This window comes from Kribbella sp. NBC_00359 (genome assembly GCF_036097425.1).
Classification (GTDB): Bacteria; Actinomycetota; Actinomycetes; order Propionibacteriales; family Kribbellaceae; genus Kribbella.
On record NZ_CP107975.1, the window covers coordinates 4,313,226 to 4,330,669 of the forward strand.

At 68.1% G+C, this 17,444-nt stretch carries 19 protein-coding genes and 1 tRNA gene; 7 read left to right on the plus strand and 13 right to left on the minus strand.

The window, feature by feature from the left end; translation table 11 throughout:
* The first annotated feature begins 2 nt into the window (after positions 1 to 2).
* Positions 3 to 350, plus strand: a complete 348-nt coding sequence (locus OG876_RS21155; RefSeq protein WP_328526623.1) for a VOC family protein — start codon at positions 3 to 5, stop codon at positions 348 to 350.
* 40 nt (positions 351 to 390) lie between these two features.
* On the opposite strand, the gene OG876_RS21160 is transcribed toward OG876_RS21155, so the two are convergent.
* The 6 genes from OG876_RS21160 to OG876_RS21185 all read right to left on the minus strand — a co-directional run bounded on the left by OG876_RS21160 (position 391) and on the right by OG876_RS21185 (position 7,368).
* Positions 391 to 2,853 (minus strand): ABC transporter permease, encoded by a 2,463-nt coding sequence (locus OG876_RS21160; protein ID WP_328526624.1) that lies wholly within the window; start codon positions 2,851 to 2,853, stop codon positions 391 to 393.
* Between the two features lies 1 nt (position 2,854).
* Complete coding sequence (locus tag OG876_RS21165) at positions 2,855 to 3,634, minus strand: ABC transporter ATP-binding protein (protein ID WP_328526625.1); 780 nt, start codon at positions 3,632 to 3,634, stop codon at positions 2,855 to 2,857.
* A gap of 94 nt (positions 3,635 to 3,728) precedes the next feature.
* Positions 3,729 to 4,400 (minus strand): response regulator transcription factor, encoded by a 672-nt coding sequence (locus tag OG876_RS21170; protein WP_442914145.1) that lies wholly within the window; start codon positions 4,398 to 4,400, stop codon positions 3,729 to 3,731.
* On the minus strand, positions 4,397 to 5,581 hold the full coding sequence (locus tag OG876_RS21175) for a sensor histidine kinase (protein WP_328526626.1): 1,185 nt from the start codon (positions 5,579 to 5,581) through the stop codon (positions 4,397 to 4,399). Before OG876_RS21175 ends, OG876_RS21170 begins: the two co-directional genes overlap by 4 nt.
* Before the next feature lie 72 nt (positions 5,582 to 5,653).
* Entirely contained in the window at positions 5,654 to 6,256 is a 603-nt protein-coding gene (locus OG876_RS21180; protein ID WP_328526627.1) for a TetR/AcrR family transcriptional regulator, read from the minus strand.
* A gap of 107 nt (positions 6,257 to 6,363) precedes the next feature.
* On the minus strand, positions 6,364 to 7,368 hold the full coding sequence (locus OG876_RS21185; protein WP_328526628.1) for an acyl-CoA desaturase: 1,005 nt from the start codon (positions 7,366 to 7,368) through the stop codon (positions 6,364 to 6,366).
* Between the two features lie 124 nt (positions 7,369 to 7,492).
* On the opposite strand from OG876_RS21185, the gene OG876_RS21190 reads away from it, so the two are divergent.
* A tRNA-Gln gene (locus tag OG876_RS21190) sits at positions 7,493 to 7,564 on the plus strand.
* 175 nt (positions 7,565 to 7,739) lie between these two features.
* Positions 7,740 to 8,525: a bestrophin-like domain gene (locus OG876_RS21195; RefSeq protein WP_328526629.1), complete on the plus strand. Its 786-nt coding sequence runs from the start codon at positions 7,740 to 7,742 to the stop codon at positions 8,523 to 8,525.
* Between the two features lie 269 nt (positions 8,526 to 8,794).
* On the opposite strand, the gene OG876_RS21200 is transcribed toward OG876_RS21195, so the two are convergent.
* Positions 8,795 to 9,169, minus strand: coding sequence for a YciI family protein (locus OG876_RS21200; protein ID WP_328526630.1), 375 nt, complete (start codon positions 9,167 to 9,169; stop codon positions 8,795 to 8,797).
* Between the two features lie 324 nt (positions 9,170 to 9,493).
* Between OG876_RS21200 and OG876_RS21205 the strand changes: the two genes are divergently transcribed.
* The gene (locus tag OG876_RS21205; RefSeq protein WP_328526631.1) at positions 9,494 to 10,423 is read left to right on the plus strand and encodes a phosphotransferase family protein; all 930 of its coding nucleotides are present in this window, start codon (positions 9,494 to 9,496) and stop codon (positions 10,421 to 10,423) included.
* Between the two features lie 97 nt (positions 10,424 to 10,520).
* Here OG876_RS21205 and OG876_RS44065 read toward each other — a convergent pair whose 3' ends face one another.
* From OG876_RS44065 to OG876_RS21225, 5 genes are all read right to left on the minus strand, one after another.
* A complete protein-coding gene (locus tag OG876_RS44065) occupies positions 10,521 to 10,961 on the minus strand; it encodes a GNAT family N-acetyltransferase (RefSeq protein WP_442914146.1) in 441 nt (146 codons plus the stop codon).
* 116 nt (positions 10,962 to 11,077) lie between these two features.
* On the minus strand, positions 11,078 to 11,350 hold the full coding sequence (locus tag OG876_RS21210) for a hypothetical protein (RefSeq protein ID WP_328526632.1): 273 nt from the start codon (positions 11,348 to 11,350) through the stop codon (positions 11,078 to 11,080).
* A 218-nt stretch (positions 11,351 to 11,568) separates the two neighbouring features.
* Complete coding sequence (locus OG876_RS21215; protein WP_328526633.1) at positions 11,569 to 12,390, minus strand: alpha/beta fold hydrolase; 822 nt, start codon at positions 12,388 to 12,390, stop codon at positions 11,569 to 11,571.
* 43 nt (positions 12,391 to 12,433) lie between these two features.
* Complete coding sequence (locus OG876_RS21220) at positions 12,434 to 12,766, minus strand: VOC family protein (protein ID WP_328526634.1); 333 nt, start codon at positions 12,764 to 12,766, stop codon at positions 12,434 to 12,436.
* A gap of 49 nt (positions 12,767 to 12,815) precedes the next feature.
* Complete coding sequence (locus OG876_RS21225) at positions 12,816 to 13,199, minus strand: hypothetical protein (RefSeq protein ID WP_328526635.1); 384 nt, start codon at positions 13,197 to 13,199, stop codon at positions 12,816 to 12,818.
* Positions 13,200 to 13,416: 217 nt separating this feature from the next.
* Here OG876_RS21225 and glmU point away from each other — a divergent pair, with 217 nt between their 5' ends.
* Positions 13,417 to 14,883, plus strand: coding sequence for a bifunctional UDP-N-acetylglucosamine diphosphorylase/glucosamine-1-phosphate N-acetyltransferase GlmU (gene glmU / locus OG876_RS21230; protein WP_328526636.1), 1,467 nt, complete (start codon positions 13,417 to 13,419; stop codon positions 14,881 to 14,883).
* A 13-nt stretch (positions 14,884 to 14,896) separates the two neighbouring features.
* Positions 14,897 to 15,877 (plus strand): ribose-phosphate diphosphokinase, encoded by a 981-nt coding sequence (locus OG876_RS21235; RefSeq protein ID WP_328526637.1) that lies wholly within the window; start codon positions 14,897 to 14,899, stop codon positions 15,875 to 15,877.
* A gap of 46 nt (positions 15,878 to 15,923) precedes the next feature.
* Here the strand turns inward: OG876_RS21235 and OG876_RS21240 are convergent, their stop codons facing one another.
* Complete coding sequence (locus tag OG876_RS21240) at positions 15,924 to 16,403, minus strand: hypothetical protein (RefSeq protein ID WP_328526638.1); 480 nt, start codon at positions 16,401 to 16,403, stop codon at positions 15,924 to 15,926.
* A 159-nt stretch (positions 16,404 to 16,562) separates the two neighbouring features.
* On the opposite strand from OG876_RS21240, the gene OG876_RS21245 reads away from it, so the two are divergent.
* On the plus strand, positions 16,563 to 17,324 hold the full coding sequence (locus OG876_RS21245) for a DUF1932 domain-containing protein (RefSeq protein WP_328526639.1): 762 nt from the start codon (positions 16,563 to 16,565) through the stop codon (positions 17,322 to 17,324).
* Positions 17,325 to 17,444 lie beyond the last annotated feature (120 nt).

Sequence of the window (17,444 nt, forward strand, 5' to 3'; positions counted from 1 at the left end):
CCATGCGGCTCGATCATGTGCAGGTGTCCTGCCCGCCTGGCGGGGAGGACGTCGCGCGGGAGTTCTACCGGGACGCGCTCGGGATGACCGAGGTGGAGAAGCCGGAACTGCTGAGGGCCCGGGGTGGTTGCTGGTTCCGTGACGGAACCGCGGAAGTGCACATCGGTGTGGAGCAGGACTTCCGCCCGGCGAAGAAGGCTCATCCCGCGCTGGCCGTCGACGATCTCGATGCGCTGGCATCGCGCCTCGCAGAGCTCGGTTATCCGGTGACGTGGGACAACGAGACGATCCCGGGCCGCCGGCGGTTTCACACCGCCGACGGCCACGGGAACCGGGTGGAGATTGTATGAGCGGCTCGCCCGGCCCCCTCAAGCCGGGCGAGCCGCTGGTTCATTCGGTCGCCAGGGCTCCCGCCGGCGCGACCTTGGCGGCGCGCCGGGCCGGGACGACCGAGGCGAGGAGGCCGGCGACGGCGGCGACCGCTGCGATCACCACGAGAAGCGTCCCGGGTACGGCGTACTCGACGCCGCCGTCGACCGTCTGGCCGCCCATCAGCGCGCTCGTCCCGGTCCAGCCGTAGATCAGGCCGAGCGCGATCCCGAGCCCGGCCGCGACCAGTGCCATCAGCAACGATTCGACCGCGAGCATGCCGCGCAGCTGGCGTCTGGTCAGCCCCATCGCGCGGAGCAGTGCGTTCTCCCGCGTCCGCTCCAGGACCGACAGGCTGAGCGTGTTGCCCACACCGACGAGCGCGATCAGGACCGAGACCGCGAGCAGACCGACGCCGACGATCAGCAGCACGTCGAAGATCTTCGTGTAGCTGGTCCGCTCGGCCAGGCCGCCGCTGACCGACAGTTCCTTGACCGAGGGGATCGACTGCTGCACGGAGTCGATCACCTGCGAGCCGTCCGCCTTCGGATCCGATGCCAGCCAGAACCCGGTCACCGAGGCGCTCGACGAGAGCTTCGAGAGGTCGGTGGAGGTGACGGTGATCGGATCGAGCCCTGTCGCGCCTCGAGCCGTCACCGTCAGCTTGTGCTGACCCGACACGATGGTCAGGGGAGCGCCGTCGTCGAGGCCCAGCATGTGCAGGGTGCTGTAGTCGAGCAATGCCGTACCCGGCTTCAGCTGGTCGGCGATCGCCGGGTTGTGGACGACGGAACCGGCCGCGGCCTGGTCGATGCCGGTCACCGGCAGCTCCTGACCACCGGCCTTGATGTTCACCTGACGGACCGGGACGACCTGCGTGATGCCCTTGATGTCGCGCAGCTGCTGCTCGGCGCCGGCCGGCATCTTCTCGTTGTACGTCGTCACCATCAGGTCGACCGGATACTGCCCGTCCATCGACACGTCGAACGTCTTCCGTACCGAGGCGATCCCGACGCAGGTGAGGCTGATCAGCGTCACCCCGATCAGGAGTGCCGACGTGGTGGCCGCTGTACGCTTCGGGTTCCGGATCGCGTTCGCGACGGCGATCCTGGCCGGGACTCCACCGCTCCGCGCCGGGAGCGTGCCGATCAGCCGGATCAGCGCGGGCACCAGCAGTGACCCGATCGCCAGGATGCCGAGGAACGACACCACACCGCCGGCGACCCCGACCAGCACCTGATGGGTCGACGCTCCGGCCGCCAGCAGCAGTCCACCACCGGCGAGCAGCAGGAAGCCGAGGATCAGTCTCAGTACGCCGGCCTTGGACGCGGCCGCCGGAGCAGCCTCGGGCCGAAGCGCGGCCAGCGGCGCGACCTTGGTCGCCCGGCGAGCCGGTACCACGGCTGCCGCGATGGTGGCCACGGTCCCGAGCAGCAGCGGCAGGAACACCGACCACAGGTCGAGGTGCAGCGGCACGGACGGGATTCCCCAGTCGAACTCGCGGGACAACGCCAGCCCCAACGCGGACAACGCGACGCCGAAGACCACACCGATCGCCGACGCGATCACGCCGACCACCGACGCCTCCGCGAGTACCGAGGAGAACACCTGCCGGCGGGACGCGCCGACGCAGCGCAGCAACGCCATCTCGCGAGTGCGCTGGGCGATCACGATCGTGAAGGTGTTGCCGATCACCAGGCAGGCGACGAACAGCGCGATCACGGCGAACATGCCGAACACGCCGCCGAGGACGTCGATGCCGTTGGTGTACCCCTCCACCTCGTGCTGGATCCAGGCATCCCCGGTGTAGGCCAGCAGGCCCTTGGCGACGACGGCCTGGGCCGCGTCGGCGAGCTGCTGCTGGGTCACGCCCGGCTTGGCCGCGATCCCGATCGCCTGGACGGCGGCGTCCGGCTCGAAGATCTTCAGCGCGGCCGGGGTGGCCACGGCGGACCCCCGACCAACCGATGTCGAGTCGTCCAGCAGGCCGACGACGGTGACGTTCCACGCCTTGTTCTCGTACGAGCTGAGCCGGAGCGTCTGACCGATCGCGACCTTGTGCTTCGCGGCCAGCTTGGCCGGCAGCGCGATCTCATTCGTTGCGGTCGGCAACCGTCCCGACGACGTACCGGGACCGGCGATGTGGGTGGTGTCGTGGAGCGCGTCGACCGGCAGACCGGTCGGCCGGACCAGACCGGGGAACGACGCGTTCAGGTAGGCGGTCATCAGCGTGACGACCGAGACGGCCTGCGGGAGCTTCTGCACCTTGGCGATGTCCGCGGCGGTGATGGCCTCGTTCTCCGGCGAGACCACCGCGTCGACGCCGCGGTACTGCGCGCCGATCGTCTCGTCGATGCCGTGGGACGCGGACGCGTGCGCGGTCATCGCCAGGGTGCCGAAGCCGACACCGAGGACGATCGCCAGGCAGGCGGCGACCAGGCGGCCCAGGTGGGCGCGCAACGAGGACAGGATGGACCGTCGCACCTCAGGCCCCCAGCTGCCGCAGCGCGTCGAGCACGGTCTCCGGGGTCGGCTCGGTCAGTTCGCCGGCCAGCTTGCCGTCGGCAAGCATCACGACGCGGTCGGCGTACGACGCGGCCAGGGGATCGTGGGTCACCATGACCACCGTCTGACCGAACTCGCGGACCGACCGGCGCAGGAACCCGAGCACCTCGGCGCCGGATCGCGAGTCCAGGTTGCCGGTCGGCTCGTCGGCGAACACGACCTCCGGCCGGCCGACCAGGGCGCGCGCGACCGCGACCCGCTGCTGCTGACCGCCGGACAGCTCGCCCGGCCGATGCGTGAGCCGGTCGCCCAGCCCGAGAACGTCGATCAGCGTGCTGAGCCACTGCTGATCGGGTTTGCGGTTGCCGAGCTCGAGCGGGAGCAGGATGTTGTCGTTCGCGGACAGCATCGGGAGCAGGTTGAACGACTGGAACACGAAGCCGACCCGGTCACGGCGGATCTTGGTCAGCTCGGCGTCCGGGAGCCGGGTCAGCTCGGTCTCGCCGAGCAGCACCTGACCGTCGGTCGGCGTGTCCAGCCCGGCCAGGCAGTGCATCAGCGTCGACTTGCCCGAGCCGGACGGCCCCATGATCGCGGTGAACTGGCCGACCCCGAAGTCGACCGAGACCCCGTCGAGCGCGGCGACCGCGGTGTCGCCCTGTCCGTACACCTTGCGCAACTCGTGCGCCCGGATCGCGGTCCGCGGCGTACCGTCCTGCGGCAACCGCCCGACCGCAAGCTCCCCGGTCTGCAAGCTCATGTCACTCCTTGGATTCGTCGTTGTCCAAGAAGTTAGTGATTCCGGCCGGTGATCTCGTCGGACCGCAGACTGCAGTTCGCGTACTACCTGGGTATTACTTGTTGGGTCTCACCAGTCCCGTTTCGTAACCGAGGACCACCAGGGCGACCCGGTCGCGCAGGCCGGTCTTGGCCAGGATCCGGCCGATGTGCGTCTTGACCGTTGCCTCGGACAACGTGAAGAGCCTGGCGATCTCGGTGTTCGACAGTCCGCGGGCGACCTCGACCAGGACCTCGCGTTCACGGGCGGTCAGGTCGGCCAGATCGGGTCGCTCGGCCTCTGTGTCGGGCAGTGCGCCGGCGAAATGCTCCAGCAGGCGCTTCGTCGTACTGGGGGAGACCACCGCGTCACCGGAGTACACCTGACGGATCGCCGACAGCAGGTCGGCCGGCGGGGTGTTCTTGAGCAGGAAGCCGGCCGCGCCGGCCTTGATCGCGGCGAACGCGTACTCGTCCAGGTCGAAGGTCGTCAGCACGATCACCTTCGGTGCCTGCGGCAACAACTGGAGCCGGCGGGTGGCTTCCACGCCGTCCAGGCGGGGCATCCGGACGTCCATCAGGACGACGTCGCACCCGGTCACCTGGATCTTCTCGACCGCCTCGCCGCCGTCGCCGGCCTGGCCGACCACCCGCATGTCCGCCTGTGAGTCCACGAGCATCGTGAATCCGGCTCTGACCAGTTCCTGGTCGTCCACCAGGAAGACCCTGATCACGTCGGTTCCACTCACTGTTCGCCTCCAGTCGGCAGGTGGTACGGGAGCTTGGCGATCACCTCGTAACCGCCGCCCGCCTTCGGTCCGGCGCTCACCGTACCGCCCGAGATCGAGGCGCGCTGCCGCATCCCGACCAGGCCGTGACCCGGATCCGAACTCGGCGCGACCCCGGCGCCCCGGCCGTCGTCGGTGACCACCACGGTCAGCATCTCGCGGCCGAAGTCCAGCTGCACGCAGGTGCGCGCGCCCGGCCCGGCGTGTTTCAGGGTGTTGGTCAGACCCTCCTGCACGATCCGGTACGCCGTCAGTCCGAGCAGCGCGGGCAGATCGCGCGGCTCGCCGGTCACCTGGTAGTCGACGGTCAGCCCGGCGTCGCGGACGTTGTCGATCAGCTCGGGCAGACTGGAGACACCGGGCTGCGGGCGCGGCTGGTTCGGGTCGAGCTCCGGTTGTTCGTCCTGCTTGAGCAGGCCGAGCATCTTGCGCATCTCGGTGAGGGAGGCACGGCCGGTGTCGCCGATCGTGGCCAGCGCCTTCTTCGCCTGCTCCGGTGACTGGTCCGCGGCGTACAGACCGCCGTCGGCCTGGACGATCATGATCGACAGGCCGTGCGCGACCACGTCGTGGATCTCGCGGGCGATCCGGGTCCGCTCGTTGCTCACGGCCAGCTTGGCCTCACGGTCGCGGTCACGCTCCAACTGAGCTGCCCGCTCCTCGAGCTGGGCGACGTACAGGCCTCTGGTGCGGCGGCGTTCGCCGATCGCCCAGACGCCGAAGACGACGGCGCCGAGGGCGCCCATCATCGTGATCTGCTGCTTCCAGTCGCCGCCGTTGTAGTAGCGCGACGTCGCCATCAGGACACCGAGGCCGCCGACGATGAGGGCGATCCGGCTGAACCTGTGGTCGCCGTACACCGAGATGGCGTAGAGCGCGACCAGCAGGCCGATGTTGCCGGCCATCAGGTGGATGCCGGCCAGCCACTGCAGGACGGCGATCGCCGAGACGCCGAAGAAGACGAGTTCGGGGTGGGTCCGGCGCCAGATGAGCGGGACGAGCATGCCGAACGCGAGGACGCCGCCGAGCCCGGTCTGGGCGACGGCCAGGAAGCCGAAGGTCATGCTCAACCCGCCGGCGAGCAGCAGGTCGAACGCCTTGCTGCGGGCAGGCACGGGCCGCGCGGTCAGGATCCCCGTCATGCGGGCCAGGGTACGGGTTCGTCCCACGGCGGAGGTCAGTCTCCGGGCGGATCTCGTCGTACGACCGGGGGTCTATTTGTGCGGTCTGGTGGACAGCGTCGGCTTGGCTTCGAGGCCGGAGAGGCCGTTCCAGGCGAGGTTGACCAGGTGGGCGGCGACGTCGGGCTTCTTCGGCTTGCGGGCATCCAGCCACCACTGGCCGGTGAGCGCGACCATGCCGACCAGCATCTGGGCGTACATCGGCGCGTTCTTCGGGTCCAGGCCGCGGCGCTTGAACTCCTCGGCCAGGATGTGCTCGACCCGGGTGCCGACGTCGCTCAGGATCGAGATGAACGAGCCGCTGGACGACCCGACCGGCGAGTCGCGGACCAGGATCCGGAAGCCGTCGGAGTTGTTCTCGATGTAGTCCAGCAACGCGAGCGCCGCCTGCTCGACCAGCTCGTGTGCGCGGCCGGCGGTCAGCGCACCGGTGACACCGTCGAGCAGGGCACGGACCTCGCGATCCACCACAACGGCGTACAGGCCTTCCTTGCCGCCGAAGTGTTCGTAGACGACCGGCTTGGAGACCTCGGCGCGGGCCGCGATCTCCTCGACCGAGGTCGCCTCGTACCCCCTCTGGGCGAACAGGCCACGGGCGATGGTGATGAGCTGCTCGCGACGTTCGGCACTGGTCATCCGGACTCGGCCGGACCGCCGCGGTTTGGGTTCCGTCACGTCGAGATCACGTCAGCATCATGCCGTACTTCGGTGTTGCCAGTGCGAGATTTACCGCTGATGGTGCCTCAGGCCGCCGCTTTCAGGGGCTTCGAGTTGGTCTCGACGCGGCGGGCTTCCAGGCGCTCGCGCACCGGCCAGCGGACGTCGCTGACCCAGCCCATCTTCTCGAAGAACCAGATGCAGCGGGCGGACGTGTCGAGCTGGCCCTTGAGTACGCCGTGCCGCGCGCAGGTCGGGTCCGAGTGGTGCAGGTTGTGCCACGACTCGCCCTGGCTCAGGATCGCCAGCCACCACACGTTGCCGGACTTGTCCCGGCTCTTGAACGGCCGGTCGCCGATGGTGTGGCAGATCGAGTTGATCGACCAGGTGACGTGGTGCAGCAGGGCGATCCGGACCAGGCTGGCCCAGAAGAACGCGGTCAGCGCGCCCTCGATCGACCACGACCACAGCCCGCCGATGACGGCCGGCGCGAGCAGCGAGACCGTCACCATCAGCGGGAACATCCGCGACACCTTGACGATGTCCTTGTCCTTCAGCAGATCCGGCGCGTACTGCCGCTGCGGAGTCTGCTCGGTGTCGAACAGCCAGCCCACGTGGGCGTGCACGAAACCCTTGGTCAGCGCGCTCACCGAGTTGCCGTACTTCCACGGGCTGTGCGGGTCGCCGTCGCGGTCGGAGAACTTGTGGTGCTTGCGGTGGTCCGCCACCCAGCGGATCACCGGGCCCTCGATCGCGAGCGAGCCGGCGATGGCGAGCACGTACTTCAGCGGGCGGTTCGGCTTGAACGACTTGTGCGTGAACAGCCGGTGGAATCCGATCGAGATGCCGTGCCCGGCGATCGTGTAGAAGACCACCGCGAGCACGATGTCCCGCCAGCCGAGGAAGCCGCCCCACGCGATCGGCACGGCCGCCAGTACGGCGAGGAACGGGATGCCGATGAACAACGCCAGTGCGACTTGCTCCCATGGACGCTTCTGCTCACCCCCGAGCGTTCCGGTGTCGACATCGAAATCGTCGGCCTGCTGGGCGCTGGTGGGCGCCTCCGGTGCGGCTACGGCGGGTGGAGTCATCTTTGCTGATCCCTCGGGTGGAGGACGGCTTACCTACGCTACCGTAACCTACGGACCCGTAGGTAAGGAACCCCTCAGCGTGTCGCTCGCCCCACTCCATGGCAAACTATCCCGGCAACCACGATCCCCCGTGGGGTAATCGGCAGCCCGCGAGACTTTGAATCTCGAAGACCAGGATCGAAACCTGGCGGGGGAGCTAGTACTGGGAGTCTCTCCCGCGCCGCCGCTCCGCGCGCTCCTGCCGCCGCGTGCTCCGCCGACGTAGCTGATGAGTGGGTCGTCGGGGACCTTGGCCGGGTCCAGGGTCATGGGCAGGCGAGAGCTCTTGAAGCGTGGATGAAGTAAGGCAGGTTCGGAAGTACGCTGCGATAGTGCTTCGCACCCTCCTGAACGCGGTGCCTATCACCGTGCTGATGGTGGCGGCCGTCTGCTTGACGGTGGCTGTCATGGCGCTCGCGGTCTGGGTGGTCAGGCGGACCGTTCCGGCTACACGCGACGGGTTCCACGCAGAAATCTCCGCCCCGATGTTGGGGATCGTCGCCGCGGTGTTCGGCCTGTTGCTCGCGTTCGTCATCATCATCGCCTATCAAAACTTCCTGGAGGCCGACGACAACGCCAGCCGGGAGGCCGCTGCGCTCTCGTCGATCGTGCGGGACAGCGCCGCGTTTCCGGAGCCCGGTGGCAGCAACGTGCGGCGCGCGGTCGGCGCCTACGTGCGCTCGGTGGTCGAGGACGAGTTTCCCCAGATGCGCGAGGGTACGGACAGTGATGTCGCAAAAGGCACCTTGGACGGCGTCTTCGCCGCGTTCCGGACCGTTGAGCCGAGGACACCCGAGCAGACTGCGTTCTACGACGATGCAGTCCGGCAGCTGAACGAAACGCTTGACGCCCGCCGGAATCGCATTGAGAGCGCGGTCGGCGGGCTCCCGTGGGACATCGCCGTACTCATCCTCTTCTCGAGCTTCGTGGTGGTCGCCTACTCGCTCGTCGTCGGGTCCCCGAGTTTCTGGTTCCACCTGCTCGGTCCCGCAGCGATCGCCTCGGTGGTGGCCGTCTCACTCGTCGTACTCGTGGACCTGAGCTACCCCTTCTCCGGCGACTTCGCCATCCCGCCGGACGACTTCCGGACGGGCGTCCTCAAGGCGTTCTTCAACTAGGCGACTTCCTTAGCCATACGAACGCACCGAGTTTGGGCGGGCCACCGGCATCGCACGGAGAGCCGATTAGGGCGCACACTCGCCGCTATGGGCGGCTGTCAGTCACTGGGCGCTCAGATGGCGTGGCGATCCCACCAGGCCCGGGGATCGGGCGTCGCTCCAGCCCGATCCCCGTGGTCAGCGCTTCGCGCCCTAGCTCAGGTCGATGCGCAGACGCGCGTCGTCAACCGCGGTCACGCAAGTCTTCTCAAGCAGACGTCGGCGGGACGTCACCCCCGCTTGTCAGCCTGGCGGAGCATCTCGTCTGTTTCGGGGTCGGGCATGAGCTCCCGCACCTCTTGCGCGCAGCGGCAAGCGGCGGCGATCTTGGCAGCCCACGCCAGCGCCTCCTCGCGTGTGGCCACGTTGACGACCGAGAACCCGCCAACGACCTCCTTCGTCTCCGGGTAAGGCCCGTCGGTGACCATCCCGTCCGTGGCTACGACGCTCGCCCGCTGCCTCTCGAGCCCGCCGCCGTACACCCACACGCCGGCAGTCACGGCCTCCTGGACCACCTCGTGCGAGGCCTTGCCCACGTCGGGCCAATCCTCGGCGGGGATGTGGTCCATCGCGCCGTCATTGAACGAGATCAAGTACTCCGGCATCCCATGACTCCCTTGTCCCGGCGGCCTCTCAGACCGCCTCTCACCTGTTCTACGAACGACTCGTCCCGGATCCGACGCTATGCCAGAAGAAACTTTCACGGGATCTCCGCCGCTCGGCGCTCGTCATGTCCCCTCAGTTCACGGGGATCATCGCCGCCGCAACCGGCTACGAACAGTTCCACATACTCACCTGAATTTGACCAGCACAACCGCAGGACTCGACCGCCTCGCTGAGGTCTGGAGGTCGTGCAGCCATTCGGCCTGGATGCATGCATCCCGGCAATTCCGGTGCATCGATGAACCGCGAGTCCTAGAGTGCGTCGGGTGGATCTTTCGCATCTCGGTACGCCGATCGGGCCGATGATCCCCGTCCACGGCGGGTTCGCCAACCGGATGTACCGGCTCGACACCGACCAGGGATCGTTCGCGGTGAAGGAGTTGAACCTCGTCGACCGCCGCTGGACCTACCGCGTCGAGGACGTGTTCAGGTTTGAGCGGGCGGCCTTCGCAGCCGGCGTCCCGATGCCGGAGCCGGTCTCGGCCAGCCACGACACGCTTGTCCACCGGTGGGTCGAGGGAGAGAAGATGCCCGATGCACCAGTGTCGGCGGCGTACGCGTTCGAGATCGGTGAGATTCTCGCGCGCATCCACGCGCTGGACGTTGAGTGGACCGACGTGTCGATCGAGGACCCGGCGTCACGGGACTGGCCCGAGCTCGCCGAGCGGGCGGCGGCGACCGGACAGCCGTGGGCCGACGAACTCGCCTCCCACGTTGAGACGATGCTCGCGATTGCCCGCTTCTCCGACACCTGCGAACGGCCAGGCCCCGTCGTACTGACCCACAAGGACATCCAACCGTGGAACCTGCTCGCTCGAGACGGTCGGCCGGTGGTGCTCGACTGGGAGCTCTCGGGGATGCTCGACCTGGCCGGTGAGCTCGGCTCGACCGCGCTGAGCCTCGCGAAGGGACCTGGCTTCGACGACATCGAGCCCGCCATTTTCCGCTCGGTCCTCGATGGCTACGTCGCAGGGGGCGGAGCGCTGCCGCCGTCGGGGCCAAGCTGGTTCGTCTTCATGATCGGCGGCTGGCTGGGGCACACAAGGTGGAACGTCCTGCGTTGCCTGGCCGGTGTCGAGGCGGGCACCGGCCCAGACCTCGCGCTGTCGCACGAGTCCGTGCGCAACGGCGTGCGCGGCCTCCCCGACATGTTCGGCCGGCTTCCAGAGCTCGAGACGCTGCTCGTGCACCGGTGACCTACTCCCATGCTGGGTGTACGGCGTAACGCGCGCTCCCAGCGGACGCCGACCGCGGCAATCCATCGACGCCGGTCGCGGCTTCACCGTCCGGCACTCAACGGGGCCGATTTGGCCGGCTAGCTCGGAGAGGGCGGTGGTGTCTTGATGGCGTCGCCATCCCTTCCCGTGTTAGTCCCCGAGCGACTTCACGAACTGTCGGCAGGAGTACACACGGCTGAATTGGTTGCGCAGGGCATCCTCGTTGTCGACCCAGGCGTGGAAGCAGCCGCTGGGCGATGCCAAGCCGACGGTCGTCAGGGTGAACCGCAATCGTCTCGATGGTCGATTCGCTACCGGTGACACTCGCGTCCAGCAGCCCAACAACTTGATCACCGACGATTGCCACCAGCTCAAGACCAGCTTCGCGCCTCGGCTTGATCGTCACGACATCGTCGTAATAAGTCGTGTCGAGAAACGCGATGACGCGACACCGCAGCCTTGGCGTCTCGTCCTCTGGGGTGTATTCCCGCATAGTCCACTCCGCCAGGCCGACCATCCTCTCCCGGCCAACGGATTTGCTGACAACCGGCTCAGTCCAGCGGTGCGGGCCAGTCGTTTGCGATCTTCTCGATCTTGTACTCACGGGCAGTCACCATTGCCGCGATCGAGTGGTCAGAAGCGCATGGTTTTGCCGATGGGGTCGAGCTCGAAGGTCAGCAGGCCCTGCTGGACGACCGGGAGCCCGTTCACGATCTCGGAGGCTTCGTCTGCGGAGCTGACCTCCAGGAACAGCACGATCCCGGGTACGTCGCCGGCCTTGAAGGCGTACTCGGTCACCACGCGGTGGCGGACCAGGTCCCAAGCCTCTGTCGAGACGCTGTTCTCGTCGAAGAAGCGGGTGAGCTGCTCCGGCGTTACACCGTCCCCGATGCGTGAATTCGCCATCAGAATCATGCTTGCCCCTCCAGTCCGCCTCAGGGGATGCCTAGGACAGGCCGCGCCCGGGCGTGACTCATCGCCATCGTCGCACCGGATCCGAGCCGCACCTAACGGATCGGGTCCCCGTTCACCCAAACTTCACCGCAGGCGTGGCTGAGGCCGTGCGCGCCTCGGCGGCGACGAGGGCGGCGTACGCGCGTTCTGGCCGCCTGGTCCAGAGGGATTCAGCGCAGGAACTTCCGGATGTGCTCGGACCAGAGTTCAGGCCGCTCGAAGTGGCACATGTGAGCTGCACCGGGAATGACGGCCAGCTGGCTACCGGGCACGGCAGCGTGGAGGCGGTGGGCCAGCTGGACGGGGAAACCCATGTCCTTCTGGCCGTGCAGGATCAGGATCGGTTTGCCGGCATCACGCAGGATGCTCTCGGGATCGCGGGTGCACCACGGGTGCATGAGGCCGTTGATGGCTCGTTCCTCGCTCCAGTCCCCGAGGTCTGGGCCGAGGCTTTCCAGTAACCCCAGGTAGGCCGGCGCCAGGTCGAGGTCCCAGACGAAGATCGTCGAGTTCCGCAGTGCGCCGTCTGCGGCCTCCTCGGCCTGACGCCGCCGCTGATACTCGTCCCAGTTGGCCAGATACTCGGCATTGTCCGCGCCGCTGTAGGCAGACGTGGACGCGAGGACGAGGCGTCGTACTTGGTCTGGATGCTTGTCGATGAACTGCATCGCCGCTCGGCCGCCGGTGGAGAAGCCGAGGAGGTCCACCTGGCCGAGGTCGAGCATGTCGATCAACAGGTGCGCGTCTTGTACGACGTACTCCGGCTGGAGAGCGTCCGCGGGGAGACCTCGGGTGCTGCGGCCGCAGCCACGGAAGTCGAAGAGGACGATGTGATGGTCGCGGGCGAGTGGCTCGAATCCGGGGACCAGATAGCCGTGGCCGACATCCGGTCCGCCGTGCATGACGACCAACGACGGCTTGTCGGACCGCTTCCCGAGCTCTCGCACGAACAGCGTGACCTCGCCGACGTCGACCAGCGATCCAGCACCCATGCGGCGAGCATGTCAGCCGCCGCCGACAACCCGGCTGGGCGCTTCAGTTGATGACGCAGAAGATGGTGCCGTCGGGGGCGGCCAGTACGACGAAGTCCGCGTCTGGCGGGTAGGTCCAGTCTTCGACGCGGGTGGCGCCCAGCCCGATCAGGCGGTCCACCTCGGAGTCGAGGGTCGAGGTGGTGCGGTCGACCCACAGATCCAGGTGGGTGCGGTCGGTTTCGTCGAGGTGGAGCCGGGTGGCGGGTCCGGCCTTCGGGACGAGGAAGTCGGGGTTGTCGGGTGAGGCGTCGTACCCCAACGCCTGCTTCCAGAACTCCGCGGCGAGGCCGAGGTCCTTGGTGTTCAGCACGATCGCTCCGAGCGTGAGGCCCACGTTTCTACTCCTGTCGTTCAGGTGCGGTCAGTTGCTCTTCGGCATGTGCTCAGTCTGCGGCCGGACGGGGGTGGGGGATGACGACGATTTGTACGTCGTCTTCGTAGAGGAGGTGGCCGGGGTTGGGGGAGGTGTGGCGGGTGCAGGGGATGTTGTGGGCGGTGAGGATGGCGAGGTAGCCGGGGATGCGGGGAAAGAGGTGGGTGGCGGTGGGTTTGAACCAGGCGGCGGCCAGCAGGTTGTCGGCGTAGATCGAGGGGTCGACGTCGGACGGGTTGGTGTAGGCGGCGTCGTACCAGTCGTTGTTCCGGCGGCGGAAGGCTTCCTCGGCCTCGGTGAGGAGGCCGCGGTGGGCGAGGGTGTTGACCAGGCCGAAGATGCCGATCCGCCGGCCGCGGTGGTCGGGTTCCGGGCTCTGGTAGCGGATGTACACGGCAGATGATTACCACGCCGGCGGATCCAGCACGGAGAGTCACCACGAAGGGAACGTGAGACCGGTCACGGTGGGGCCGCCGTCGCCGGGGGGAGCCGGTCGAGGGCGTTCGGTGGAGCAAGTAGGCTTGCGCGGGCACCCCGAGCGGTACACACAGCGAGTGCCCATGCTGATACTTGTTCCAGAAAACTCGCAGGGAACTCGAGGAGAAGACCGCGTGACTTCCCATCGTCCCGCGGCGGTCGTCATCATGGCCGCCGGTCTGGGAACCCGGATGAAATCGGCGACCCCGAAGGTATTGCACGAAATCGGCGGGCGCAGTCTCGTCGGGCACGCCGTGGTCACCGCCCGGGCACTGAGCCCCGAACACCTGGTCGTCGTGGTCGGCAACGGCCGCGAACTGGTCGAGGCCCACCTCAAGGATGTCGACCCCGGAGCCAAGACGGCCGTCCAGGAGCAGCAGCGGGGCACCGGTGACGCGGTCCGGGCCGGGCTGATCGCCGTACCGGCCGATTTCGACGGCTCGGTGATCGTCACGTCGGGCGACGTACCGTTGCTCGAGGCGGAGACGCTGCACGAGCTGATCGCCGAGCACGACAAGCACGGCAACGCGATCACCGTGCTGACCGCGCGGGTGCCGGACCCGACCGGGTACGGGCGGATCATCGCGGGTGCGGACGGCACCGTCGCCGGGATCGTCGAGCACAAGGACGCGACGCCGGAGCAGCGGGAGATCGACGAGATCAACGCCGGCATCTACGTCTTCGACGCGGCCACGCTGCGGGACGGCCTGAGCCGGCTGACCACGGACAACGCGCAGGGCGAGCTGTACCTGACCGACGTCCTCGCGATCGCGCGCAACGACGGCAAGCGGGTCGGCGCGCACGTCACCGACGACGCGATGCAGACCGAGGGCGTGAACGACCGCGTCCAGCTGGCCACGCTTCGCGCCGAACTGAACCGCCGGACCCTCGACAAGCTGATGCGCGACGGCGTCACGATCGTCGACCCGAACACCACCTGGGTCGACCAGACCGTCCAGCTCGCCCGCGACGTCACCCTGCTGCCGAACACCCAGCTGCACGGCGCGACCACGGTCGAGACCGGTACGACGATCGGCCCGGACACAACGCTGACCGACGTACAGATCGGCGCCGGCGCGACCATCATCCGGACCCACGGCTCCAGCTCGGTCATCGGCGACGGTGCGTCCGTGGGCCCGTTCGCGTACCTACGTCCCGGCACGTCGGTCGGCGTGAAGGGCAAGATCGGCACCTTCGTCGAGACCAAGAACACCAGCATCGGCGACGGCGCGAAGGTCCCACACCTCACGTACGCCGGGGACGCGACGATCGGTGAGGGCGCGAACATCGGCGCCGGCACGATCTTCGCCAACTACGACGGGGTCGCGAAGCACCCGACGCACATCGGCAAGCACTCGTTCATCGGCAGCAACTCGGTGCTGGTCGCGCCGCGGACGGTCGCCGACGGCGCCTACCTGGCCGCCGGCACCGCGCTGACCGAGGACGTCGGACCGGGTGAGATCGCGGTGGCCCGGTCGCGGCAGCGCAACATCAAGGGCTGGGTCGCGCGCAAGCGGGCCGGGACCAAGACCGCCAAGGCGGCCGAAGAAGCTCAGGCGGCGGATCAGGCCGCACTGGGCGACACTGGCGAGAAGGCGTAACGGGAGGCTGGCCATGAGCGGGATGAAGCGAACCACCGAGAAGAACCTGATGGTGTTCTCCGGCCGGGCTCACCCCGTCCTGGCCGAGCAGGTCGCCGAGCAACTCGGCGCCGGCCTGGTGCCGACGCAGGCGTACGACTTCGCCAACGGTGAGATCTACGTCCGGTTCGAGGAGTCGGTCCGGGGCAGCGACGCGTTCGTGATCCAGAGCCACACCTCGCCGATCAACGAGTGGATCATGGAGCAGCTGATCATGGTCGACGCGCTGAAGCGGGCGTCGGCCAAGCGGATCACCGTCGTGCTCCCGTTCTACGGGTACGCGCGGCAGGACAAGAAGCACCGTGGCCGGGAGCCGATCTCGGCCCGGCTGATGGCCGACCTGTTCAAGACCGCCGGCGCGAACCGGCTGATCTGCGTCGACCTGCACACCTCGCAGATCCAGGGCTTCTTCGACGGACCCGTCGACCACCTGATGGCGCTGCCGATCCTGAGCGAGTACGTCCGGACCAGGTACGGCGACCAGCAACTGGCCGTGGTGTCGCCGGACGCCGGCCGGATCAAGGTGGCCGAGCAGTGGTCGGCCCGGCTGAACAACGCGCCGCTGGCCTTCATCCACAAGACCCGCGACATCGACCGCCCGAACGAGACGGTCGCGAACCGGGTCGTCGGTGAGGTGAAGGGCCGGGTCTGCATCCTGGTCGACGACATGATCGACACCGGCGGCACGATCACCAAGGCTGCCGACGCGCTGATGAACGACGGCGCCGCCGGAGTGGTGATCGCCGCGACCCATGCGATCCTGTCCGGCCCGGCGGTGGACCGGCTGAAGAACTGCCAGGCCAGCGAGGTGATCGTCACCAATACGCTGCCGATCGCGGAGGACCGCCGGTTCGACAAGCTCACCGAGCTGTCGATCGCGCCGCTGATCAGCCGGGCCATCCGCGAGGTCTTCGAGGACGGCTCGGTGACCAGCCTGTTCGAGGGCCGCGCCTGACAGCAGGGCGCACGACGTCACGCGTCGTACGCCCTGGCATCGTCGGTCAGGCGTTGATCCGGCGTCCCGTCAACTTCCCGGTGGCCGTCTCCACCACCTCGGTCGCGCTCCCCGGCGCGAACACGGTGACCCGATAGGTCGCCGAGATCATGCCGTGTGACAGCGTGCCTCTCAGCTGCACGCGGACCGTCGGTCCGACCGAATCCGGGCCTTGCTCGCCCGGGAAGCCGGTCCAGAAGGTCGCCCGGAACGACTTGCCCTTACTTGACCACGTTCCGGTGAACGGCGGTCCGGCCGGGCTGATGTCATGCTCGACGATCACGCCACCCGCGGCGAAGCTCAAGACCAGCCGGACCTTGTCGGTCGTGCCGTCGTCCTGACGTACGCACATCCAGCTGCCGAGCAGCCCGTTGTCGTTTCCCGCCATCGCCGGCGTAGCCGTCGCCAGCCCAGCGATCGCCACACCACCCGCGGCGATTCCTGCACCTCTGAGCGCCTGCCGGCGCCCTACTGCATTCTCACTCATCGGAGCCCCTCCCCAGAGATCCTTGACGTCCTTCCACGCTGCATCTCTCAACCCGTCGTGGCAACGGCTCGGATTACTCAACGACGAGGCGTAGCCCGCCGGGTGCTCGCCGTACTGGCATATCTTGGGGAGCACTGACCGCTCTGCAGAGGATGTCGTATGCGGATTGCCGTGTTCCACCCCGGGGCGATGGGCTCGAAGCTCGCCGCGCAGTTGGTTGCCGCGGGCCATGAGGTGCACTGGGTGCCGGACGGCCGCAGCGAGGCTTCGGTGGCGCGCGCGGAGGAGGCCGGGTTGATCGGTACGCCGTTCGCCGATGCGGTCGGCGTGGCTGAGGCGGTGTTGTGTTCGTGTGCTCCCCAGGGGGCCGTGGACATCGCCAAGCAGGTCGGCCAGGCCGGGTTCGCCGGGCTGTACATCGAGGCGAACCCGCTGTCCCCGACGTCGTTGCGCGAGGCGCAGTGGGCGGTGCCGGAGGCGACGTTCGTGGATGCCGGTGTGGTCGGTCCGCCGCCGACCGGTGGGCCGAGTCCCACGCATCTGATGCTGTCCGGCGCCGCTGCCGATCAGGCCGCCGAGCTGTGGGCCGGCACCGTCGTCACCCCGATGGTGGTCGGCGCCGAGCCGGGTGCGGCCAGCGCGGCGAAGTCGTCGTACGCGCTCTACAACAAGGGCAAGGCGGCGCTGGCGGTGCTGGCCTTCCAGCTGGCCGAGAAGCACGGCGTCACCGATGCGCTCATCGCCCAGCAGGTCCGTGCGGACGCGGGATCGCTGAAGGATCCCGGCTTGCCGGACCAGCTGAGGAGCGTCGCCTGGCGCTGGGGCCCGGAGTTCGACGAGCTGGCCGAGACCCTGGACGTCGCCGGTCTCGACGGCGACGCGGCCCGCGCCCTTCGCCAGGTCTGGACCAAGCTCACCTGATCCCGTCGCCGGCACCGGGTCCGGACTGGGCCGGAAAGAGGCGTGGAAAGCCTTCACCGGGGTGCGATCGGAGCGGGAGCAAAGTGCCCGCAGATCGGATTTCCCGTCTGGGCGCAGTGA